Genomic DNA, 18736 nt, shown 5'->3' with positions numbered 1-18736 from the left:
CTGCCCGGAGCTCACATCGGCGACGTCAGCCAGAGGATTCCCAAGTAGACAATGATCACCGTCATGATGGCGGAAAGGATTATGCCGATGGCGTATTTCTTCTTTACGAAAGCGATTATTGTTCCTGCGATCAAGGGAGCATAAAAGAACATGAGAAGGAGTGTGAATCCCATACTATCTTCTCCTTATCCATTTGACCAGATTTACGATGCCGGCTGCAATTAGCGCGATCGTACCGAGGAGCCCTGCGATGCCCGTGATGTTGACGAGAAAGTGATCGGGTCTGCCGTATCTGACCGCAAGATCACCATAGAGGATCATCATCCCGGCAGCATATACCGGAATGAGTGCGAAGCAGCAGATCCATGTGATCAGATATCTCTTTTTCATACCATTCTCCAGATGTATTTAGTTTGATGATATCAGATATTGCGGATGTAGTAACCGCTTTGATCGTCTTGTCTCAGTTCGAGTCCGTTGCAGTAAGCTCCGAGCATCATGTCTCGGTAATAGATGCCCTCGGCTTCATGTACTTCATCGTTGGCATCGGTAACAGAGAAATGGATCTCCACATTAAAGGCCTCGCCTTTTTTAATAGTTTCTCCGCATTCGAATTCCGTGATCTCGATGATGAACAGTTCGCCTCTTTTTATGACCTTGCCTGATGCATATCCGACGCCTCCGCTGAACGTGCTTTCACCGTTTATCAGGACTTCGTATCCGACATCCTTAACACCTTCAGTCATGATGTGAAGGGCGACCGAAGCTGCGGCCATCTCGTAATGAACGGCAGACGACCCCCAGCATTCAAATCCGAGCGGTTCGATGTAGGAGGGAGTGAAGATATCCCTGTTCCTGGTGTCCATCGCCCTGAAGAACTGAGGCTGCTCCATGATGCCGTTCACGTTCTTTACCATTATGTAGTTGTCGAAAGGGTCTTCGGTGAGAGTGCATATCCTCGTGTTTTTGTCGCCGTCCAGATATCCCAAACAATCCCTGACGGAAGTGGCGGGCATTGTGTCTCCTATGGTGCCGAAATACGAATAGGTCTTACCGTTTGTTTTTATCGTTATGTCTCCGGTGTCCTCATCGTATATTGATGTATAAGACTGTGCGTTGTCAGGCAGGTTGATGGATACCTTGTTCCTGTTTATCAGTGAGCACCCTGAAAGCAGCATTGTGCAGCTCAATATTATGACGACTGATCTTTTTATCTTCATCCTTTATCTCCCTCAATTATCAGACGTCTTCGAAAAGGTAATACCCTTCCGAATCGTCGTATCTTATCTCGAGACCGGTGCGGAATGAGCCGAGCATCATCTCGCGCACATATTCGCCTTTGACTTCGTGTTCGACATCATCCGTATCGATGACCTTGAAAGTGACGCTTGCAGTGAACGGTTTACCGGTATCGGCTTTTCCGTTCAGATGGAGTTCTGATATGCCGATGTTCCAGAGCTCGCCCTGTTCGAGCGCTCTCTCATATTTGTATCCTGTCATGCCATCTCCGGCGTACATGCCGTTGACCTCGAAAGCGTATTCGATGAATTTGATGTTCTCAGCGTTGACGACAAACTGTATCTCTGCTTCAGGCATCTCGTGGTGAACTCCGGAACCTACCCAGTAACTGTAACCGAGAGACGATATGTACGGAGGTGTGTAAATGTCCTTTCCCTCGGTATCCTGAGCTCTGAGGAACATCCGGTCGCCCCTGATGCTGTTGACGTTTACTATCATCACATAGTTCTCATAAGGGTCATCCGCTATGGCGAAAAAACGCCTGTTCTCTTCGTGGTTAATGTAACCGATGCATTCACTGATGCTGACCGAAGACATGTCTCCTTCGAGATCTCCGAAATATGTGTAGAGCCGGCCGTTGTATTCGACCGTCATCTCACCGGCATCATCGTCATAGTACAGCTCGTAAGATGATGCGTCAGCAGGGAGGGCTAAGTCCTTGTTGTCCATATCCGGCAGGCCGCATCCCGACAGGAGTAGCACCGTGCCGAGCAGCGGTATCATGATCTTTCTAAATTCCATCCTTCGTTTCTCCGATTCCTTTTATCCCTGATATTTGCAGCTTATTACTGTCTTCAAGTGCTCTTGATCATTACCGTTATTCCATGTTCCGTATGTTCCGGTGCGTTCTTATTATGTGCATGCACATATACCGTTGCAAAGCCGTCAGCTTTGGTGATCGTTATGCTGGAACCGTCTTCCGAGATCTCGCCTTCGCCTCCCGTTATCCCGGTGATCCGGCGCTCGTCGTAGTTCGAAAAGTAAGCGAGATCATCTATCGAGAGCGTGTCGCCGACGTCACAGACGATGCCCTGTTTTTCTTTTATGTGTGCGCATCTGTTAGTGTAGTCCAGCGCTCCGTAAGTCATGAACATTATCAGGCCCGAAGCAAGAGCAATGACAGTGCCTGATGCTATAATTGCGACTTTGAGTTTTCTGTTCATCACATCTGTACCTCCGCCTTCCGTGATGTCGTAATCATACACCTCAAAAATCTGTTTTGCAACAATTTTTTATCGAAAATCAATAAATATTTGTTGTTTGACTTATGGAGTCGTGGTTCCGTTCCTGTTTTTCGCGCATTATAAAAGAATATATTTTAGTAAGGAAAAACACCCGTTGTGGTATATTCATTGGTAACTGAAAGATGCCGGTCTGTCATCTTATGCACTCAAATGTGCCTCTTGTTCCGGATCGGTTGAATAAAGCGAAGACCATGGATAATAATGCTCCCGAAGGAGGCAGTTGATGAAATTATTCTTACGGGAACGCCCTGATATTCAGGAGACCGAAGTCGAAGTGAGATTCCGCGAGCGCAATGCTGAAGTCGAGAATCTCATAAAGGCTATAGGGGCGTCATCGGATGCGATACCCGGAATAAAAGAGAACGGCGATGTCGAGATGTTATACATGTCGGGAATACTGTTTTTCGAGGCTGTGGACAGAGACGTTTTCGCTTATAAGACGACAGAGGTATTTAAGGTCAGAAAGACTCTTTACGAGCTCGAAGACTTTCTGAAGGATAAGTTCTTTGTCAGGATATCCAAGAGCACGATCGTGAACATCAAGGCAGTCAGATCTGTTGCTCCCGAGGATTCCAGAAGGGTAAAGCTTCTATTGAGGAACGGCGAATATCTGATCGTATCCCGCAACTATGTGAATGATTTCAAGACCGCGATAGGCATGAAGGGAGGAGACGGAAAATGACAAAATCCAAAGTCAAAAACTCGCTTCTCAAATCTTTTGTGTTTACGGCCGCTGCCTTTGTGTTGGGCATCGTTCTCTTCGCTTTGGGTTCGATCTATGACGGCAATCTGATACAGCCTTCAAGTCTGCTGCTGATGGTCCTGATGTTCGGTATCATAGAGGTGATAAACTTTTTCAGAGTGTATTTCGATGACACGAAGTGGGCGCGTTCCAAGCCTGCTGTTGTGAAAAACTTCATCTTTGTTCCGATCTATTTCGCCATCGCGATGATCTTCTTACATCTGCTTTTGGGAGATCTGCATTTTAAGGAACTGATCTTATATATCGGTCTGTTCCTTGTGATCTTCCTGACCGGTCAGGTTATCGTCTATTTCGTTTCCAAAAAGAAGACTGATCTTATGAACGATGCTCTTATTGAATTTCAAAAGGAGCATGGATGGGATGAACAAGAATAACATTATCACGGTCGTAAGGGTATCGCTGGCACTCGTGCTTTGGTACGCCGTTGTATTCCTTTACAGGACTTATATCGACCCTGTGTTTGAGGGTGTCTTATCAGAATTGGTACGCAATGTATTGGCCACTATGGTTGTGCCTTATACGATAGGACTCGGAGTTTTCTTCCTCGCCTTAACGGGCATGAAGAAGACGCCTTATGTCTGCGAACCTCAGATGAGTTTGGGCTTCGGCGGAATGTTGAAGCTGTTTGTGATACAGACGGGACTGTCGTTCCCTTTGATGATCGCCGTCACGGTCATCACGCGCATAACGGGACATGATGCTACGGGGATAACGCCGGACGAGCTTTTCGGGAAACTCGGATTCTATATTGTCTTACTGCTGATATTTAATCCGGTATTCGAAGAGCTCCTCTTCAGAAAGTTCATTCTCGAGAGGCTGGGCGGCCTGGGCTTTAAGGGCGCCGTGATCGTCTCTGCCATTCTGTTTGCCGTTCCCCACTGCATCTCGATAGGTCCCGCTCAGATGTTCTACGCTTTTGCGATCGGACTTGTCTGGGGATTCGTAACGCTTAAGACCGGCAAGCTGTGGCCGGCTGTCATACTGCACTCGCTCGCTAACGTATACGGCTCGTTCCTGCCTATGATCGCGGCAAAGACAGATCCTGCCATGAGCGCGCTCTTCGTTCTGTTCACGATGGCTGTCATGGTGCCTCTGACGGTCGTTCTTATTGTGAAGAACAGGAGAGTCATTGCAGGATAGCGAAAAGGTGAATTTTCCTTGAATTTACCCTGATGTAACAATGTTACACGCCTTCTTTTGTGTATAATCTAACGAAAAAGGAGGCGACGTCTATGCAGCAGCGCAAGGGTATATCGATCCTGGGTTACGGATGCATGAGATTTACTAAGAGCGGCGCGGGAATTGATTTCGAGAAGGCCGAGAAGGAATTCATGCGCGCTTTTGAGCTCGGAGTCAACTACTACGACACCGCTTATATCTATCCGGGCAGCGAGGACGTTGTCGGACGCATCATCGAGAAGAACGGCATAAGGGACAAGATCGTCCTTGCGACTAAGCTTCCCCAGTACCTCATCAAGACGAGGGCGGGCCTCGACAAGACTTTTGAAGAGGAACTGAAACGTCTGAGGACCGACTATATCGATAACTATCTGATGCACCACATGACCGACCTCGCCCAGTGGGAGAAACTCAAGGCGATCGGCATTGAGGATTGGATCGCTGAGAAAAAGAAGAGCGGACAGATAAGGAATATAGGTTTCTCCTTCCACGGTGATACGAATACCTTCAAGAGCATACTGAACGCTTACGACTGGGATTTCTGCCTCGTCCAGTACAACTATCTGGACGAGCATACCCAGGCGGGCAGGGCAGGCATACACGCTGCTGCCGAGAAGGGACTGAAGGTCTTTATAATGGAGCCTTTGCGCGGCGGAAAACTCGTAGATCTCCTGCCCGAGAAGGCAAAGCGCGAGATCGCGAACGAACCTCACGGATGGTCTCCTGCGGAATGGGCATTCAGATGGCTCTGGGATCAGGAAGACATCACATGCGTTCTCTCGGGAATGAATTCCATCGCAATGGTCGAGGAGAACTGCCGCATCGCGTCGGAGGCTGAAGCCGGCTCGCTTACGCAAAACGAGAAGGATTTCATCGCCAGGATAAGAAACTACATAATAGAGAGCACGAAGGTGAACTGCACCGGCTGCAGATACTGCATGCCGTGTCCCAGAGGCGTCGACATCCCCGCGATCTTCTCGTGCTATAACCACATGTATTCCGAGAACAAGAGCTCCGGACGTCTTGAGTATTTCCAGACGATCGCGCTTAGAATGACTCCCGCTGATGCTTCATTATGCGTGCAGTGCGGAAAGTGCGAGCAGCACTGCCCCCAGAGCATACCGATCAGGGAGAAGCTTAAGGAAGCGGATAAGAATCTCAGACCGTGGTGGCAGAAGATATATCTGAAGGCCGCCAAGCGGGCGATGCTCGGCAAGAAGAAAAAGGCCGGCGGTGCGTCTTAGGTTCAGTAAAACCATTGAAAAGTGACTTCTTTTTTAACATGCTCCCGCAGTGATTGCTTTTGCTTCTGCGGGATGTTAACTTAATGTCAGTTCTGAATGCGGAAGGTTCGTCCTGACGCGGAAGGCTTTAAGTAAATATTCATACTTAAAATGCTTCAGAACCTTGTTTGCTCCACGGGGGCGAAAGGAGGTCAAATGGAGACAAGAGTTGCTATCATCGGCATTATTGTCGAGAATCCCGAATCAGTTGCGCAGATCAACGACATTCTTCACGAAGTGAGGGATTATGTCGTCGGCAGGATGGGTATCCCTTATCGTGAGAGGAATATCTCCATCATCAGCGTCGTTGTCGATGCACCGGAGGGCCTGATCAATTCAGTGTCAGGCAAGCTCGGAATGCTGGACGGTGTGTCTGCGAAGACGACTTATTCGAGACTCTCTTCCAATGACTGACATAAAGGTCATTTCAGAAAAGCTTTGCACAACAGGTGATATCACACGCGACGAGATAATATATCTTCTCGAAAACCGTACTCCCGGGATACAGAAAACACTTGCTGAAAAGGCTTCCGCCAGGGCAAGGGAATACTACGGAAATAAGGTTTTCGTAAGAGGGCTCATCGAGTTCACCAACTACTGCAGGAACGACTGCTACTACTGCGGGATCAGGTGCGGCAATAAGAATGCACAGCGCTACAGACTTTCAATTGACGAGATCGTCGAATGCGCTTCTTACGGCTACGGCCTGGGCTTTCGGACCATCGTTCTTCAGGGCGGCGAAGATCAATTCTTTACCGACGATAAGATGACAGAGATCATCAGGGCGATAAAGCACGAACATCCTGACTGCGCGGTTACGCTCTCAATCGGCGAGAAGAGTTATGAGACGTATAAATCGTTTTTCGACGCGGGTGCTGACAGATATCTGCTGAGGCACGAGACGGCAGACTACGGTCACTACGCAAAGCTCCATCCGGCAAATCTCTCGGCTGAGAACAGGCAGAGATGTCTTTTCGATCTCAAGAAGATAGGTTTCCAGACAGGTGCGGGATTCATGGTGGGCTCGCCTTACCAGACGAATGAGAACATTGCAGACGATCTGCTGTTCCTCAAAAAACTCGATCCCGAGATGGTCGGAATAGGTCCGTTCATACCGCATAAGGATACTGTCTTCGCTGACCGGAAAGCAGGCGAACTGGATCTTGTCCTTTATCTTCTGAGCATCATCAGACTGATGCTGCCAACGGTCCTTCTGCCGGCGACGACGGCTTTGGGAACCATCGATCCGAGAGGAAGAGAACTGGGCATACTTGCCGGTGCGAATGTCGTGATGCCCAATCTGTCACCGGTCGGCGTAAGAAAGAAATACGACCTGTACGACAACAAGATATGCACTGGCGAGGAAGCCGCCGAATGCATGAACTGTCTGAAGAGCAGGATAAGCCGGATAGGCTACGAGATCGTTACCGACAGGGGCGACAACATTAAATACGTGAAAGAACATTAAACGGAAACAAAACGGGAGCACGGGTGGTGCTCGGGAAAACTAAAAAGGAAGGTAAATGAAAATGTACGATCCCAAATCACTGAAAGCAGAAGAATTCATCGACGATGGCGAGATCCTGGAGTCTCTCAAATATGCTGACGAGAACAAGAGCAACGCCGAACTCATCGATTCCATCATCGAAAAGGCAAAGGAAAGAAAGGGCCTCTCGCACCGCGACGCATCAGTCCTGCTCGCATGCGACATCCCTGAAAAGAACGAGGAGATCTATGCATTGGCAGAGCAGATCAAGAAGGATTTCTACGGCAACAGGATCGTTCTTTTCGCGCCCCTTTATCTGTCCAACTACTGCATCAACGGATGCATCTACTGCCCTTATCACGGCAAGAACAAGACTATACCGAGAGTTAAGCTCACCCAGGATCAGATCAGGGACGAGGTCATCGCTCTTCAGGACATGGGCCACAAGAGGCTTGCCATCGAGGCAGGCGAGGATCCTGTAAACAACCCGATCGAATACATCCTCGAGAGCATCAAGACGATCTATTCGATCAAGCACAAGAACGGCGCGATCAGACGTGTAAACGTCAACATTGCAGCTACAACAGTTGAGAACTACAGAAAGCTCCACGAGGCAGGAATCGGAACATACATCCTTTTCCAGGAGACATATCACAAGGCATCTTATGAAGTGCTCCATCCGACAGGCCCCAAGCACGATTATGCTTACCATACTGAGGCAATGGACAGAGCGATGGAAGGCGGCATCGATGATGTCGGATTGGGAGTTCTTTTCGGACTTGATAAGTACCGCTATGAGTTCGCCGGACTCCTCATGCATGCTGAGCACCTTGAGGCAGTTCACGGCGTAGGCCCGCACACGATCTCCGTTCCGAGACTCTGCCCTGCGGACGACATCGACGTTAATGATTTCACGAACGCTATAGACGATGACATCTTTGCAAAGATCGTCGCATGCATCAGAATCGCTGTCCCTTATACCGGCATGATCGTTTCCACACGTGAATCACAGAAGTCCAGAGAGCGCGTTCTGCACCTCGGCATCTCACAGATCTCCGGAGGTTCGAGAACATCAGTCGGAGGTTATACTCACGAGGAGAGAGTTGACGAGACAGCACAGTTCGACGTATCCGATACACGTTCACTTGATGAGGTCATGAAGTGGCTCATCGACATGGATTACGTTCCTTCTTTCTGCACGGCATGTTACCGTGAAGGCAGAACGGGCGACAGGTTTATGGCGCTCTGCAAGGCAAAGCAGATACAGAACTGCTGTCTGCCTAACGCGCTCATGACTCTTAAGGAATATCTTGTTGACTACGCATCTCCCGAGACGCGCGCAGCAGGTGAGATCCTGATCGAAAAGAACATCCCCGATGTTACGAATGAGAAGGCACGCGCTGTCTTAAGAGACAGACTTGTCGCTATCGAGAACGGGGAAAGAGACTTCAGATTCTGATAATGTTGTACTCGCTTAGGTCCTCCGCGCTTCGCTTGTGCGGAAATCGCTCGTACAATCATTATCAGAATTGCAGAATATAGAATTATAGAAGCGCATAATGTTTCATTGCGGATTGTACAATCCGTAAAACTATGAGAGGTATACAATGGAACGCACACACATCGCCTTTTTCGGACGCCGCAACGCAGGCAAATCAAGCCTTGTGAACAGATTCACTTCGCAGGAACTGTCCATCGTTTCAGATGTGGCAGGAACTACGACCGACCCCGTCCGGAAGACGATGGAGCTGCTTCCATTGGGACCTGTCATAATAATCGACACTCCGGGCATAGACGATGAAGGAACACTCGGAAACCAGAGGATCGAGAGGAGCATAAGAGTCATTGACGAGACCGATATCGCGATCCTTGTGATCGACGGAAGCATCGGTATAGGCGACGACGAAAAGCAGCTGATCGATGCTTTCGAAAAGCGGAAGATACCTTATCTGGTAGTAGTAAACAAGAGCGATCTCGACCTTGTCGCCGATCCCGGCACAGACCCTGATAAGACCATGTTCGTGAGCGCTCTGAAAGGCGAGGGAATAGAAGAACTCAAAGAGCGCGTTGCGGTCATAATAAAGCAGCGCAAGGTGCGTCCGCTCGTATCCGATCTCGTCGAAGAAGGCGACATCGTTGTGCTCGTTGTTCCCATCGACAAGTCCGCTCCGAAGGACCGTCTAATCCTTCCGCAGCAGATGGTGATCCGTGATCTTTTGGGCGCGGGAGCGATACCTGTTGTAGTGAAAGATACGGAACTCTCCATCGCGCTCGAAAAGGTCGGCGACGTAAAGCTCGTCATCACCGACAGCCAGGCTTTCGCGAAGGTCTCTAAGATCGTTCCTGAGAACATAACGCTTACATCGTTCTCGATAATCATGGCGCGTTTCAAAGGCATACTCGACCAGTCCGTCGAAGGCGCAGATCAGCTCGACAAATTGAATGACGGGGCGAAGATCCTGATAAGCGAAGGATGCACGCATCACCGTCAATGTGAAGACATCGGAACTGTAAAGCTTCCCGGATGGATCAGGGAATACACGGGTAAGGTTTTTGAGTTCTCGTTCACATCGGGACTCGAGTTCCCGAAAGATATCTCCGGATACGATCTCATAATTCACTGCGGTGCCTGCATGCTTGGTGAGACCGAAGTCGCGAGCCGTTACCGCAAGGCAAAAGAGCAGGGCATCCCCATGACAAATTACGGTATCGCCATCGGAAAGATGAAGGGGATACTGGACAGGGTCATTGAGTTTACAAAGGTCTGATCTGCTAAGGCCTGATTTTCGAAAACTTGATTCTCGAAGGTCTGATCAGTCTTTGTTAAGTGACTTCATGGGCCCGCCCCAGGGACCCAGGTCTTGGCCTTTGTAACCGAAATAATGCTTGCATGTCGTTCTTACGGGAGCGATCTTAAAGAGCTTGTCGGCTGCAGTAACATCTTCTGCCGCGAGCTCCTCATCCTGCAGGACGTTGCGCATCTTGCAGAGCATTACGACACCGTCATGCTGCGGGAAAAAGTCCTTTACTTCGAGTTCGAAATTCACGGGTGAATTCTCAAGGACGGGGACGTCAAGAACCCTTCCTCTTCCGATATCAAGACCAAGCTTCATCTTGTCCGCGTTTTTGCCGTTGGTGCATCCGAGATAATCTGCCAGTGGCAGAAGTTCTTCCGTAACGAGATTTGCGGAGAAGATCTTTTCTCTCTCGATATTTTCCCTGGTGCGCTTGTCTCCGCCTATCGCGCACATCACTCCCATCTCATTGTCCCAGTAGTAGCTGAACCAGCAGAACAGTCCGAGATCCGGCGTGCCGTCCTCATTGTTCGTACCGTATAAGAAGAGTGTCTGAGGGCAATAGTCGTTATATGGTTTAAGGCTTATCTTAGTCATGTGAGTTCCCCTTTTAATTGATGCGGATATTATAACATGCGGACGTTGTCCTTTTCGAAATGGCGGCCGGCAATCCATACATCGTTGTTGATTTTTGCGGTTTACATACCGTACATGTTGTGATAGTTTACATGCGATTGATCAATACTTGTTTTATGGGGTGAACAGAATGAAAAGATCATTGCTGATCAAGTTCGCGTGCACAGCGCTGTGCGTATCTTTAGCCTTAATATCAGCGTCCTGCAAGGCAGCTGAAAATGACGGCGGAGATTTGACCAGGATTACTGCGGAGGATACGAAAAAATCGGACGGCGGTGAGACATCTGCCGCTGCCGATGAGAGTTTGGAAACGGCCGAAGATCCTGCAACCGAAGAAACTACGACAGAGAGTACGGAAGCAACGACAACTGCCGCAAAAGAGAATCCTTACGAGCGTTTTATCGAAGACTATAAGAAAGCTATATCCGAGCAGACGGATGTCTGGTACTACGGACCCGACTATACAGGCGATACGGTCATTCCTTCGGAAGGAACCCAGGGACTTCTTACAAACGAACTGATGAACGGTTTCTCATACATCCTTCACGACATCGACAATGACGGCACAGATGAGCTCATAATCGGCGAACAGTATGTCGACGGCGAGAACTACACGCACATTACGGTTTACGGTGTTGTCACCATGGAAGGCGCTGAATACAAGATAGTCGCAGCCGGCTGGTCCAGGAGCCACCTCGAATACTGCGGTGGCGGAATGTTCGTCAATTCAGGTTCCGGCGGAGCTTCTCTGCATATCGATGACGTCTACAGATATAACAGTGAGACGAAGAAACTCGACGTCGTTTACGAACTCATCACGGAATACGAAGGCACAGATGACGACGGTCTGCCCATACCGAATTACTCGCTTTTCGAAGGTGACAGCTGGCACTATGACGGCAAAGCATATGAGAGCTCTGACGCGTCCTGCCACGGCCGGGAAGCATGGGACAAGTACTATTCGGTATGCGGTCCATTGAATGAGAATCTGTCCCCTGATCTGATCGATCTGAACTGGACTCATGTTCCGATTGTAAGGTGAACGGAACTTTCCTGCATGTATGTTATAATGACGCTTGAATTGGAAGGTAACAGTTATGAATAAGAAGCAAACTATAATCATTTTATCGGTTGTGATCGCGGCGCTTCTCATTGTCGTCGGAGTGCTTCTCGGCGTTAAGTCATGCAACAAGGATCAGGCGGTTCCGGTCGAGACTTCTGCTACGACTACTACGACCGCATCTTCAGAAACCAGTGCGGCAGACACGTCTGCAACTTCTGACGAGACACTTGCTCCGACAGATGCAGGTGAGGAGATCATCATGCCCGAGCTCGATGTCGATACAGGCGAGACCACAGATTCAACGAATTCAGGTTCAGGCTCTGGCTCAGGCTCAAACGAGACACAGGGCACGAGCGGTACTTCAGCTACTGAGGGTACCACTGCTACTGAAGCGACACAGTCTTCAGAGTCGACCGAATCCTCTGCGACGATTTCCATCGATGATGACGGCGGAATCGAACTTCCTTTCATTCCCGCAGACGAGATCTGATATTAAGTTTAAATTTGAAACAACAGCGGCGGCCTTTTGACCGCCGTTTGTTTTTTGCTGCAGGTATTATTTTCGGGAAGACGGTGCAGTTGAAAATAGCGTGATTATTAATACCGCAAACTGTGAAAGTATCCCGGTTGGGAGATTTTCAAGCCTTTGGGATATATTTTCAGCATGAGGTATCGAGATTTAGTAAAAGACTTCAAAACGATATCAGCTGACTTTGCCCCGAATTATCCCATGGAGACATTTTTCGGGACTTTGGGATAAATTCTGAGCTCGAAATTATCCCAAGATGAGTATTTCTCGCAGTTTGGGATAAAACACGGACCGGAAATTATCCCAAGTGAAGCATATTTGAACTTTTGGGATAATTTCACCTCTGAAAATTATCCCGCGGAGGCAATAATTCACGGTTTGGGATAAAATCGGCCTTGCAAGGTATCGTTTTCGTAAATATTCAATAAAGTACGTGATCTGGTACCAAAAGTGCCGTGAAACGGTACTGTTTTGCGTAAATATTCGATAAAGTACGTGATCTGGTACCAAAACTACCTTGAAACGGTACTGTTTTACGTACTACTGAACTCTTTCGCATTTTGATGACTTTGCAAGGTATCGTTTTCGAGAAAAAGTCTTCAAAAACGATATCAGCCGCCATTGCAAGGTATCGGTTTCTGAAAAAAGTCATCGTTTACGATACCTTCGAAAAGCCAAAGTATCAAAATCAGCAATAATCTTTCATTCTCGATACCAGCCGAAACTCAAGGTGTTGAAATATCGTAAATCATCTCATTTCCGATACTTTTACGCGGTGACCGGGAACAAACAAACACACGCCCTCCCGCGTCCCTCAAAAATTTCAGAAATCTATTACCTTGTCGCAGATCTCCAATGCAGCGGGGCGGTGGGTAACAATGATGACCGTCTTGTCGGTAAGCGCGCGGAGATTGGTGAGCACCTGGCGCTCGGTATTCTCGTCCAGGGCGGAAGTCGCCTCATCGAGCAGAAGAACAGGAGCGCCGGAGAATATGGCGCGCGCGATCGCGATCCTCTGCATCTGACCTTCCGAGAGGCCGGTGCCGCGCTCGCCCAGCACGGTGTCGATTCCGTTGTCGAGTTCACTTATGAATCCGTCTGCGCAGGCGATCTTCAGAGCTTCCATTATTCGTGCATCGTCGCCTGAGGAAGAACCGTCCGCGAAGCTTACGATCTCCCTGACTGTTCCGCTCATGAGCTTGTTGCCTTGCGGAACGTAAGCGAAGATGCGGTGCCACTGAGAAGTGATGCCGGTGGTGTTGCCTTCGATATCGCGGAAATAAACGCTGCCGCCGTCTGTTTTATAGATGCCCATGAGGAGCATCAGGGCAGTGGATTTGCCGCAGCCGCTGTGGCCTTTAAACGCGACATATTCGCCCTTGGAAAACTCGAGATTCAATCCGTTTACGGCGACGGGCATGTTCTCCTTTGAGAGCCCGTTGACGACGTTAGTGGCGGGATAGTAAGTGTATGAGACGTCCTTCAAGCCGAATGATGCAAGGTGATTGTCGTAGAAGTCGTGGACCTCGTCACGGCTCTTTGCGTCGCCCGCGAGATCGTCTTCGAAGCTTTCGATCTCCATGAGTCTTTCGGCACTTGCGATCATCTGGTACCAGCGCGGCAGATAACCGGTTATGTTCGCGAAAGGTGACTGGATCTGGGTGATGAGCTGCGTGATCGCGGTGAGAGTGCCGTACGAGATGGCACCGGTGAGGATGCCGTAGCCGCAGTAGATGACACCGAAGAGATACATGCCGTTCATGGCACCCCCGAAGCCGAAGTTGCAGATGTTCGAAAAGCGCATTCTCTTCATGCGGGCCTTCTTATGCTCGCCGGCCTTCAAACGTTCTTCTTCCTCGGTCCTGTCTTCGGCTGCAAACGACCTTATGACCATGAGGCTCGAGATGCGTTCCTGGAGGAAGATCCTTAAGGCACCGTCCTTTTCCTGGACGTTCTTGTGGAGCTTTTTCATATTCTTTCTGAAAGCGAAAGTGAGCACTCCCAAGAGCACGCCCAAAGGTATTACGATGAGTGCGAAACGGGTGTCGAGGACCGTGATCATGACGAGCGCAGAGAGCATCTTTACGGCCATGCCGGCAAAGCCCGGAACGATCTCCGTATAGTTGTTTGCGATGAGCATCGTGTCGCTCGTCAGACGGTTGAGCCATTCGCCCGAGTGTACGGCGCTGACGCGTCCAAAATCTTTCCTAAGGATGTTGTGCATGAGGCGCTCTTTGAACAGATTCTCGAATGTCGCGCGCGAGAGTTCCGAGAGCCATCTGATGATCGCGGAGAATATGAGCTGGACCAATACGAGGCAGACGATGCAGATGACGTTATAGACAAATCCGTGCAGGTTTTTCGCGACCGCACTGTCGACGATGCTCCTTAAAAAGAGTGCGTAGAGAACGCCGCTCGCGCCGTTAAGGCACTGAACGATCGTGAGCAGGAGGATGTATACCTTTTTGCTCCCCGGTACTTTAAAAAGCCATCTTACCGCGCTCTTCTGCATCTTCTCACAAGTCTTCCCAATAAGCTCTTAGCTTTCATAAATATAACACGAACAGGGTAGAGGAAATACCACGCCCTTGAATAGAACCTGTAACCGAAACCGTTAAGGTCCACCTCTTTGCCGTTCCTGACAAGTGAGGTCAGGACGCCCAATATCTGCTCTTCTTTGATGCCGTATTCTTTGCGCAGGCAGTTGTCGCCCAGAATGACATAACTGTCCTCGCATACCTTTACTACGCGGTGAAGGACATACTGATCGCCTCTCTTATAGAGCGGCACGTCGTATTTCTTCAGTCTTCCCTCAGGCTTTGAGATTATGATGATGTCCCTGTCCTGTTTTATCAGGGGACGCATGCTGACACCGACGTTCCTGTAGACGAGCTTTCCGCTGCGTTCGAGTTCCTCTTCGAAGCTCACCATAAGATCACCTGCTCATGAACTCGTAGGAGAGTTCGGCTGCGGATATGTCCATGTTGCAACCCAGGCGGTACAGCCCGACTGAATCCGCGAGCCTGTCGATGAGGGGCAGAGTCATCTGCAATGCTGATACATCATTAGGACGGTATGTCTGTTGCATGAGCATCGGGTATGCTTCCTTCTTGGTTATCTTTTCGATGTGATTATCCGTTGAACGCTCGAGGATGCATATGGCTTTGAGTGGAACGGCAATATCCGTCGACAGTTTGTGCTTGCCGTCGTAGGGCGTGCCGTAGGCTACGGTCACATCGCCCACATGCAGCAGGGGCTTGTCGTCGTTAACCATAATGGCGCGGTCGCCCAGAAGCTTTCTCCAGAGTGACGCGTGCGTGGATTTTCCCGTGCCTGAACTTGCAGCGAAAAGGTAAGCCTGACCGTCGACAGCGATGACCGATCCGTGAAACAGTATCGTGCCGTAAGCGGGCATCTTCTCGCAGATCTTGCGGTAGACGGCGAGTTCTTCAAGATACGGGTCGTGCCATGTCTTTATCTCTGAACGGCTGCGCTCGTATTCGATGTCTTTTTCCGTTATCGTCACGATGAGATCTGCAGGCGCATCTGTCCTGTAGACGGCGCAGTAACGGTGAACATCCTCATAAAGGGAATTCACCTCGACGACCTTATCAGCGAATCTGTATCTGCCGGTAAAAAGTCCGCTCATTCTATAAGCGCACCGATCTTCCTAAGTTCGCTGATGACGTGGCTGACATCCTTTTCGATAACGCCCTCGGGTGCGTCGAAACGCTCCCTCATCGCTTTTACGATATCTTCTTCGGTCGTTTCTTCTTTGAGCAGTTCGACGATGGTGCCAAGCGTCTTGTTTCCGCGGACCATTCCGGAGAAGTCGTTATTTGATGTCGGGACGAGATAAGACTCGTCGGAAGTTGAGTGCGTAAGGAATGAAGGATTGAGTTTCATGTATCAGCCTCTCGTATGATTTTTTGATATTTTAACATAAAAGAGGCTGACGTCTTCATCATGAGTTTACCCGCGTTCATCCACGTATGTCTGCGTTCTGTCGTTGATTATCGTTACGACCTGGTCGAGGGTTTTCTGCCCGGAGAAATAGGCGGGCAGTTCTTCTTCCAGGATGATGCCGACTGCCGTGTCCATGGATGAGACGGAAGTGCAGGAGAGTATTATGTTCTCAAAAGCATCCACTGCGGATGGATCTACCGTGCTCCAGGGATACCCGTATAACAGACGTTCAGACTGCGGAATTTCGTCTTTGATCCTGTTGTAGGTTCTGTTGTAGTCTTCGACCGCTGCAGCTGCGGTTTTCTCATACGCTTCGATTCTGACCGGAGTATAACCCTCGCAGTCGGCAAGGCTTTCCTGGATATCTTCAGAAAGAAGTGTCTTAACAAAAGCGATGCATGCGTCTTTTTCTTTTGTCTGAGCGGATACTCCTATCGAAGTCCTTACGACTATCTCGGGACCTCTTTCTTCGCGCGAGGGGAGACCCAAGACCCTCATGTCGCAGATGGAGTCGGAATAGCGGTACATGGCCATCGGGAACGAGATCCCGTATTCGACCTCTGCCGTCAGGCTTTTCGCCTCGATCGGCAACATAAAATACGAATCGCCGTCCTGCATGATGTCGAAAACATTTTCCGAGGCATATTCCGCGACGGAGCGGAAATCCGGATCGTTGAAATCGACTTTGTTGTCCTTAATGAACCTGTCCGTTATTCCCGAAAGACAGATCGTAGTAAAAAAGAGCTTGCTCATTCCGAGCTTATCCTCGCCGTTGCAGGTGGTCTTTACGAATTCCTTATACTCATCGAAAGTAAAACCTTTCTGGTCGGATCTTGCATTTTTTTCCCCGGTAAAGATGCCCTTTACCTCAAATCCCAGAGGTACCTGGTACAGTTTGCCGTCTTTTTCGGATGCATCGATGATGTTGCCGAAAAGCCCGCTAGTCTCAAGCTCCGGTATCAGGTCTATAAGATATTCATTCTTGTTCAGATTAGAGCAGTCTGTTCCGTTCAGGAGCAGATCGGGTCCGTCTCCGGCTGCAAGATCCACCAACAGCTGATAGAGAAGTTCGGCTTTGCGTTTCTCCATCTTTTCGGCAAAATCATCGTCGAAGATGCTTATTCCTTCACCGTTGCCTTCGGAGGTGACTGAATACCTGTAATCGAACTTTATGAAGTAGTCCGGGTTCGTGTCATTATATTTCCTGACGGCTTCGCAGATCGTGTAGTCGCTTCCGTCAATAATGGCTGCGTTGAGCACTTTCTTGCCCGCGTTGGGATTTGTCTTTTCTCTGGTGAGGACAAACAGTTTTAACGTTGCGGGACTGTAAAAGCCGTAATGCTTCGATGTCAGAAAATAGTCGGTAGCGAGGATTATCTTGTCTTCCGTCATTGTCAGGAGCGACATGTATTTGCTCTCCACGCGGTTTATGTTGCACGAATCAAATGAGAACAGTTCGACTGCCTTCTCCTGTTCCAGATCAAGTTTGCGTATGTTGCTCTCGCAGACCGTTACATTTCCGACACCGGCGATATAAGTCATGTTCTGCAAATAGGGAATGAGCCAGTCGATATTCTTAACACATTCTGTCGCCGTGCCCTTTTCCATATCCACGTCAAAACTCAGGATATCGGATGAAGCGTTAGGACTTCCGATTATCAGAGCTTTTCCGTTTCCGCAATAAACAAAGCCCCTCAGAAAAGACAGATCGACATCTTTAAAAAGAGTCCTGAAATCCAGAGTGACTTCGCTTCCGTCAGGTCTTGTGATGATGAATACATAAGAGAATCCTGAAGCCGTATCAACGGAATAAGCCCTTATGTAATATCCTTCGAATTCGTAAAACTGCTCGACAGGATAAGTCTGCTGGACTGGCGGTATGTTGGCGCTCTTTTGGGAATGGGATACGACATCTCCGCTTTCGAGATCTATCGTGATGTTGACGGTCTTTATGTTCGGAGTAAAGCCGTCTTCCGACGGAAGATAGGCATTGACCGGCATGGTCACCTTTCCGTCCTCGACCTTAAAATCCTCCTGGATGGTCCAATTGCCCTGATAGATGCTTCCGTCTTCGGGATCCTTTATGTCAAATACCTTAGAATCCGTAAACGATTTCCTCAGGTCTATCGATCTTTTCAGGGAACAGTCTTCCCCGTATACGTCGATGTTGCTGATGGAAAGCGCGTCGTAATCGATCTCGAATGCCTTAGCATCTTTGGGTGGTTTCATGGCACCGTTGACATAGTATACGATGTTGCCGTCCGAAGTCCCCGCAAACTGAGTGTTTGCCCATTCGATGTCGTCACGGTTGTTGTACTGGGCTCCGATAACCGCCTGACTGACCGAGAACCACGGATCTTCCTTTGATATGGAACCTTCAGGATCTTTCTTGCCGCTGCATCCCGTGATTGCTGATGATACGAAAATAACCGCAGCCAAAACTGCGGCAGTTGCCTTTTTGCTCTTATCCATAATAATTATCCCCATAATTAT

The 18736-nt window shown here is 49.1% G+C and carries 21 protein-coding genes; 10 read left to right on the top strand and 11 right to left on the bottom strand.

Annotated elements, in window-relative coordinates; genetic code table 11:
* Positions 1 to 11 precede the first annotated feature (11 nt).
* The 5 genes from BO18_RS35010 to BO18_RS20605 are packed head-to-tail and all read right to left on the bottom strand — an operon-like array spanning position 12 to position 2462.
* Entirely contained in the window at positions 12 to 173 is a 162-nt protein-coding gene (locus BO18_RS35010) for a hypothetical protein (RefSeq protein ID WP_185752536.1), read from the bottom strand.
* Between the two features lies 1 nt (position 174).
* Positions 175 to 390 (bottom strand): hypothetical protein, encoded by a 216-nt coding sequence (locus BO18_RS20620; protein WP_034449318.1) that lies wholly within the window; start codon positions 388 to 390, stop codon positions 175 to 177.
* Between the two features lie 32 nt (positions 391 to 422).
* Entirely contained in the window at positions 423 to 1220 is a 798-nt protein-coding gene (locus BO18_RS20615) for a hypothetical protein (protein WP_034449316.1), read from the bottom strand.
* Positions 1221 to 1239: 19 nt separating this feature from the next.
* The gene (locus BO18_RS20610) at positions 1240 to 2040 is read right to left on the bottom strand and encodes a hypothetical protein (protein WP_034449315.1); all 801 of its coding nucleotides are present in this window, start codon (positions 2038 to 2040) and stop codon (positions 1240 to 1242) included.
* A 53-nt stretch (positions 2041 to 2093) separates the two neighbouring features.
* Positions 2094 to 2462 (bottom strand): hypothetical protein, encoded by a 369-nt coding sequence (locus BO18_RS20605; protein ID WP_185752535.1) that lies wholly within the window; start codon positions 2460 to 2462, stop codon positions 2094 to 2096.
* A gap of 304 nt (positions 2463 to 2766) precedes the next feature.
* Here BO18_RS20605 and BO18_RS20600 point away from each other — a divergent pair, with 304 nt between their 5' ends.
* The 8 genes from BO18_RS20600 to hydF all read left to right on the top strand — a co-directional run bounded on the left by BO18_RS20600 (position 2767) and on the right by hydF (position 10022).
* Positions 2767 to 3225, top strand: a complete 459-nt coding sequence (locus BO18_RS20600; RefSeq protein ID WP_034449310.1) for a LytTR family DNA-binding domain-containing protein — start codon at positions 2767 to 2769, stop codon at positions 3223 to 3225.
* Entirely contained in the window at positions 3222 to 3680 is a 459-nt protein-coding gene (locus tag BO18_RS20595; protein ID WP_034449308.1) for a DUF3021 family protein, read from the top strand. The genes BO18_RS20600 and BO18_RS20595 overlap by 4 nt, the downstream gene beginning before the upstream one ends.
* Entirely contained in the window at positions 3667 to 4446 is a 780-nt protein-coding gene (locus BO18_RS20590) for a CPBP family intramembrane glutamic endopeptidase (RefSeq protein ID WP_034449307.1), read from the top strand. Before BO18_RS20595 ends, BO18_RS20590 begins: the two co-directional genes overlap by 14 nt.
* A 92-nt stretch (positions 4447 to 4538) precedes the next feature.
* Positions 4539 to 5729, top strand: coding sequence for an aldo/keto reductase (locus BO18_RS20585; RefSeq protein ID WP_034449304.1), 1191 nt, complete (start codon positions 4539 to 4541; stop codon positions 5727 to 5729).
* A gap of 195 nt (positions 5730 to 5924) precedes the next feature.
* Positions 5925 to 6182, top strand: a complete 258-nt coding sequence (locus BO18_RS20580) for a TM1266 family iron-only hydrogenase system putative regulator (protein WP_034449302.1) — start codon at positions 5925 to 5927, stop codon at positions 6180 to 6182.
* Positions 6175 to 7236 (top strand): [FeFe] hydrogenase H-cluster radical SAM maturase HydE, encoded by a 1062-nt coding sequence (gene hydE, locus BO18_RS20575; protein ID WP_185752534.1) that lies wholly within the window; start codon positions 6175 to 6177, stop codon positions 7234 to 7236. Before BO18_RS20580 ends, hydE begins: the two co-directional genes overlap by 8 nt.
* A gap of 61 nt (positions 7237 to 7297) precedes the next feature.
* The gene (gene hydG / locus BO18_RS20570) at positions 7298 to 8713 is read left to right on the top strand and encodes a [FeFe] hydrogenase H-cluster radical SAM maturase HydG (protein ID WP_034449300.1); all 1416 of its coding nucleotides are present in this window, start codon (positions 7298 to 7300) and stop codon (positions 8711 to 8713) included.
* A gap of 148 nt (positions 8714 to 8861) precedes the next feature.
* A complete protein-coding gene (gene hydF / locus BO18_RS20565; RefSeq protein WP_034449298.1) occupies positions 8862 to 10022 on the top strand; it encodes a [FeFe] hydrogenase H-cluster maturation GTPase HydF in 1161 nt (386 codons plus the stop codon).
* Between the two features lie 45 nt (positions 10023 to 10067).
* Here hydF and BO18_RS20560 read toward each other — a convergent pair whose 3' ends face one another.
* The gene (locus BO18_RS20560; protein ID WP_034449295.1) at positions 10068 to 10646 is read right to left on the bottom strand and encodes a flavin reductase family protein; all 579 of its coding nucleotides are present in this window, start codon (positions 10644 to 10646) and stop codon (positions 10068 to 10070) included.
* 169 nt (positions 10647 to 10815) lie between these two features.
* Between BO18_RS20560 and BO18_RS20555 the strand changes: the two genes are divergently transcribed.
* Positions 10816 to 11727: a hypothetical protein gene (locus BO18_RS20555; protein WP_034449293.1), complete on the top strand. Its 912-nt coding sequence runs from the start codon at positions 10816 to 10818 to the stop codon at positions 11725 to 11727.
* Positions 11728 to 11782: 55 nt separating this feature from the next.
* On the top strand, positions 11783 to 12238 hold the full coding sequence (locus BO18_RS20550) for a hypothetical protein (RefSeq protein WP_034449292.1): 456 nt from the start codon (positions 11783 to 11785) through the stop codon (positions 12236 to 12238).
* Between the two features lie 862 nt (positions 12239 to 13100).
* On the opposite strand, the gene BO18_RS20545 is transcribed toward BO18_RS20550, so the two are convergent.
* The 5 genes from BO18_RS20545 to BO18_RS20525 all read right to left on the bottom strand — a co-directional run bounded on the left by BO18_RS20545 (position 13101) and on the right by BO18_RS20525 (position 18715).
* The gene (locus BO18_RS20545; protein WP_051689010.1) at positions 13101 to 14789 is read right to left on the bottom strand and encodes an ABC transporter ATP-binding protein; all 1689 of its coding nucleotides are present in this window, start codon (positions 14787 to 14789) and stop codon (positions 13101 to 13103) included.
* A complete protein-coding gene (locus tag BO18_RS20540) occupies positions 14771 to 15208 on the bottom strand; it encodes a S24/S26 family peptidase (protein WP_034449290.1) in 438 nt (145 codons plus the stop codon). The genes BO18_RS20545 and BO18_RS20540 overlap by 19 nt, the downstream gene beginning before the upstream one ends.
* Before the next feature lie 4 nt (positions 15209 to 15212).
* On the bottom strand, positions 15213 to 15926 hold the full coding sequence (locus BO18_RS20535; RefSeq protein WP_034449289.1) for a hypothetical protein: 714 nt from the start codon (positions 15924 to 15926) through the stop codon (positions 15213 to 15215).
* Positions 15923 to 16183, bottom strand: a complete 261-nt coding sequence (locus BO18_RS20530) for a PqqD family protein (protein ID WP_034449287.1) — start codon at positions 16181 to 16183, stop codon at positions 15923 to 15925. The genes BO18_RS20535 and BO18_RS20530 overlap by 4 nt, the downstream gene beginning before the upstream one ends.
* A gap of 66 nt (positions 16184 to 16249) precedes the next feature.
* Positions 16250 to 18715 carry an ABC transporter substrate-binding protein gene (locus tag BO18_RS20525; RefSeq protein WP_034449285.1) on the bottom strand — a complete coding sequence of 822 codons (2466 nt, stop codon included), beginning with the start codon at positions 18713 to 18715 and terminating at the stop codon, positions 16250 to 16252.
* Between the last annotated feature and the right edge of the window lie 21 nt (positions 18716 to 18736).

It is taken from the genome of Butyrivibrio sp. AE2032 (assembly GCF_000702965.1).
Note: the sequence above shows the minus strand (reverse complement) of the source record. Positions and strands in the feature narration are given on the sequence as shown.

Coding starts and splice junctions, on each gene's coding strand:
- hydG (WP_034449300.1), top strand. CDS start 7,298: ATGTACGATCCCAAATCACTGAAAGCAGAAGAATTCATCGACGATGGC.
- BO18_RS20550 (WP_034449292.1), top strand. CDS start 11,783: ATGAATAAGAAGCAAACTATAATCATTTTATCGGTTGTGATCGCGGCG.
- BO18_RS20620 (WP_034449318.1), bottom strand. CDS start 390: ATGAAAAAGAGATATCTGATCACATGGATCTGCTGCTTCGCACTCATT.
- BO18_RS35010 (WP_185752536.1), bottom strand. CDS start 173: ATGGGATTCACACTCCTTCTCATGTTCTTTTATGCTCCCTTGATCGCA.
- BO18_RS20610 (WP_034449315.1), bottom strand. CDS start 2,040: ATGGAATTTAGAAAGATCATGATACCGCTGCTCGGCACGGTGCTACTC.
- BO18_RS20545 (WP_051689010.1), bottom strand. CDS start 14,789: ATGCAGAAGAGCGCGGTAAGATGGCTTTTTAAAGTACCGGGGAGCAAA.
- BO18_RS20555 (WP_034449293.1), top strand. CDS start 10,816: ATGAAAAGATCATTGCTGATCAAGTTCGCGTGCACAGCGCTGTGCGTA.
- BO18_RS20615 (WP_034449316.1), bottom strand. CDS start 1,220: ATGAAGATAAAAAGATCAGTCGTCATAATATTGAGCTGCACAATGCTG.
- BO18_RS20525 (WP_034449285.1), bottom strand. CDS start 18,715: ATGGATAAGAGCAAAAAGGCAACTGCCGCAGTTTTGGCTGCGGTTATT.
- BO18_RS20535 (WP_034449289.1), bottom strand. CDS start 15,926: ATGAGCGGACTTTTTACCGGCAGATACAGATTCGCTGATAAGGTCGTC.
- BO18_RS20605 (WP_185752535.1), bottom strand. CDS start 2,462: ATGAACAGAAAACTCAAAGTCGCAATTATAGCATCAGGCACTGTCATT.
- BO18_RS20530 (WP_034449287.1), bottom strand. CDS start 16,183: ATGAAACTCAATCCTTCATTCCTTACGCACTCAACTTCCGACGAGTCT.
- BO18_RS20580 (WP_034449302.1), top strand. CDS start 5,925: ATGGAGACAAGAGTTGCTATCATCGGCATTATTGTCGAGAATCCCGAA.
- BO18_RS20540 (WP_034449290.1), bottom strand. CDS start 15,208: ATGGTGAGCTTCGAAGAGGAACTCGAACGCAGCGGAAAGCTCGTCTAC.
- BO18_RS20560 (WP_034449295.1), bottom strand. CDS start 10,646: ATGACTAAGATAAGCCTTAAACCATATAACGACTATTGCCCTCAGACA.
- hydE (WP_185752534.1), top strand. CDS start 6,175: ATGACTGACATAAAGGTCATTTCAGAAAAGCTTTGCACAACAGGTGAT.
- BO18_RS20595 (WP_034449308.1), top strand. CDS start 3,222: ATGACAAAATCCAAAGTCAAAAACTCGCTTCTCAAATCTTTTGTGTTT.
- BO18_RS20600 (WP_034449310.1), top strand. CDS start 2,767: ATGAAATTATTCTTACGGGAACGCCCTGATATTCAGGAGACCGAAGTC.
- hydF (WP_034449298.1), top strand. CDS start 8,862: ATGGAACGCACACACATCGCCTTTTTCGGACGCCGCAACGCAGGCAAA.
- BO18_RS20590 (WP_034449307.1), top strand. CDS start 3,667: ATGAACAAGAATAACATTATCACGGTCGTAAGGGTATCGCTGGCACTC.
- BO18_RS20585 (WP_034449304.1), top strand. CDS start 4,539: ATGCAGCAGCGCAAGGGTATATCGATCCTGGGTTACGGATGCATGAGA.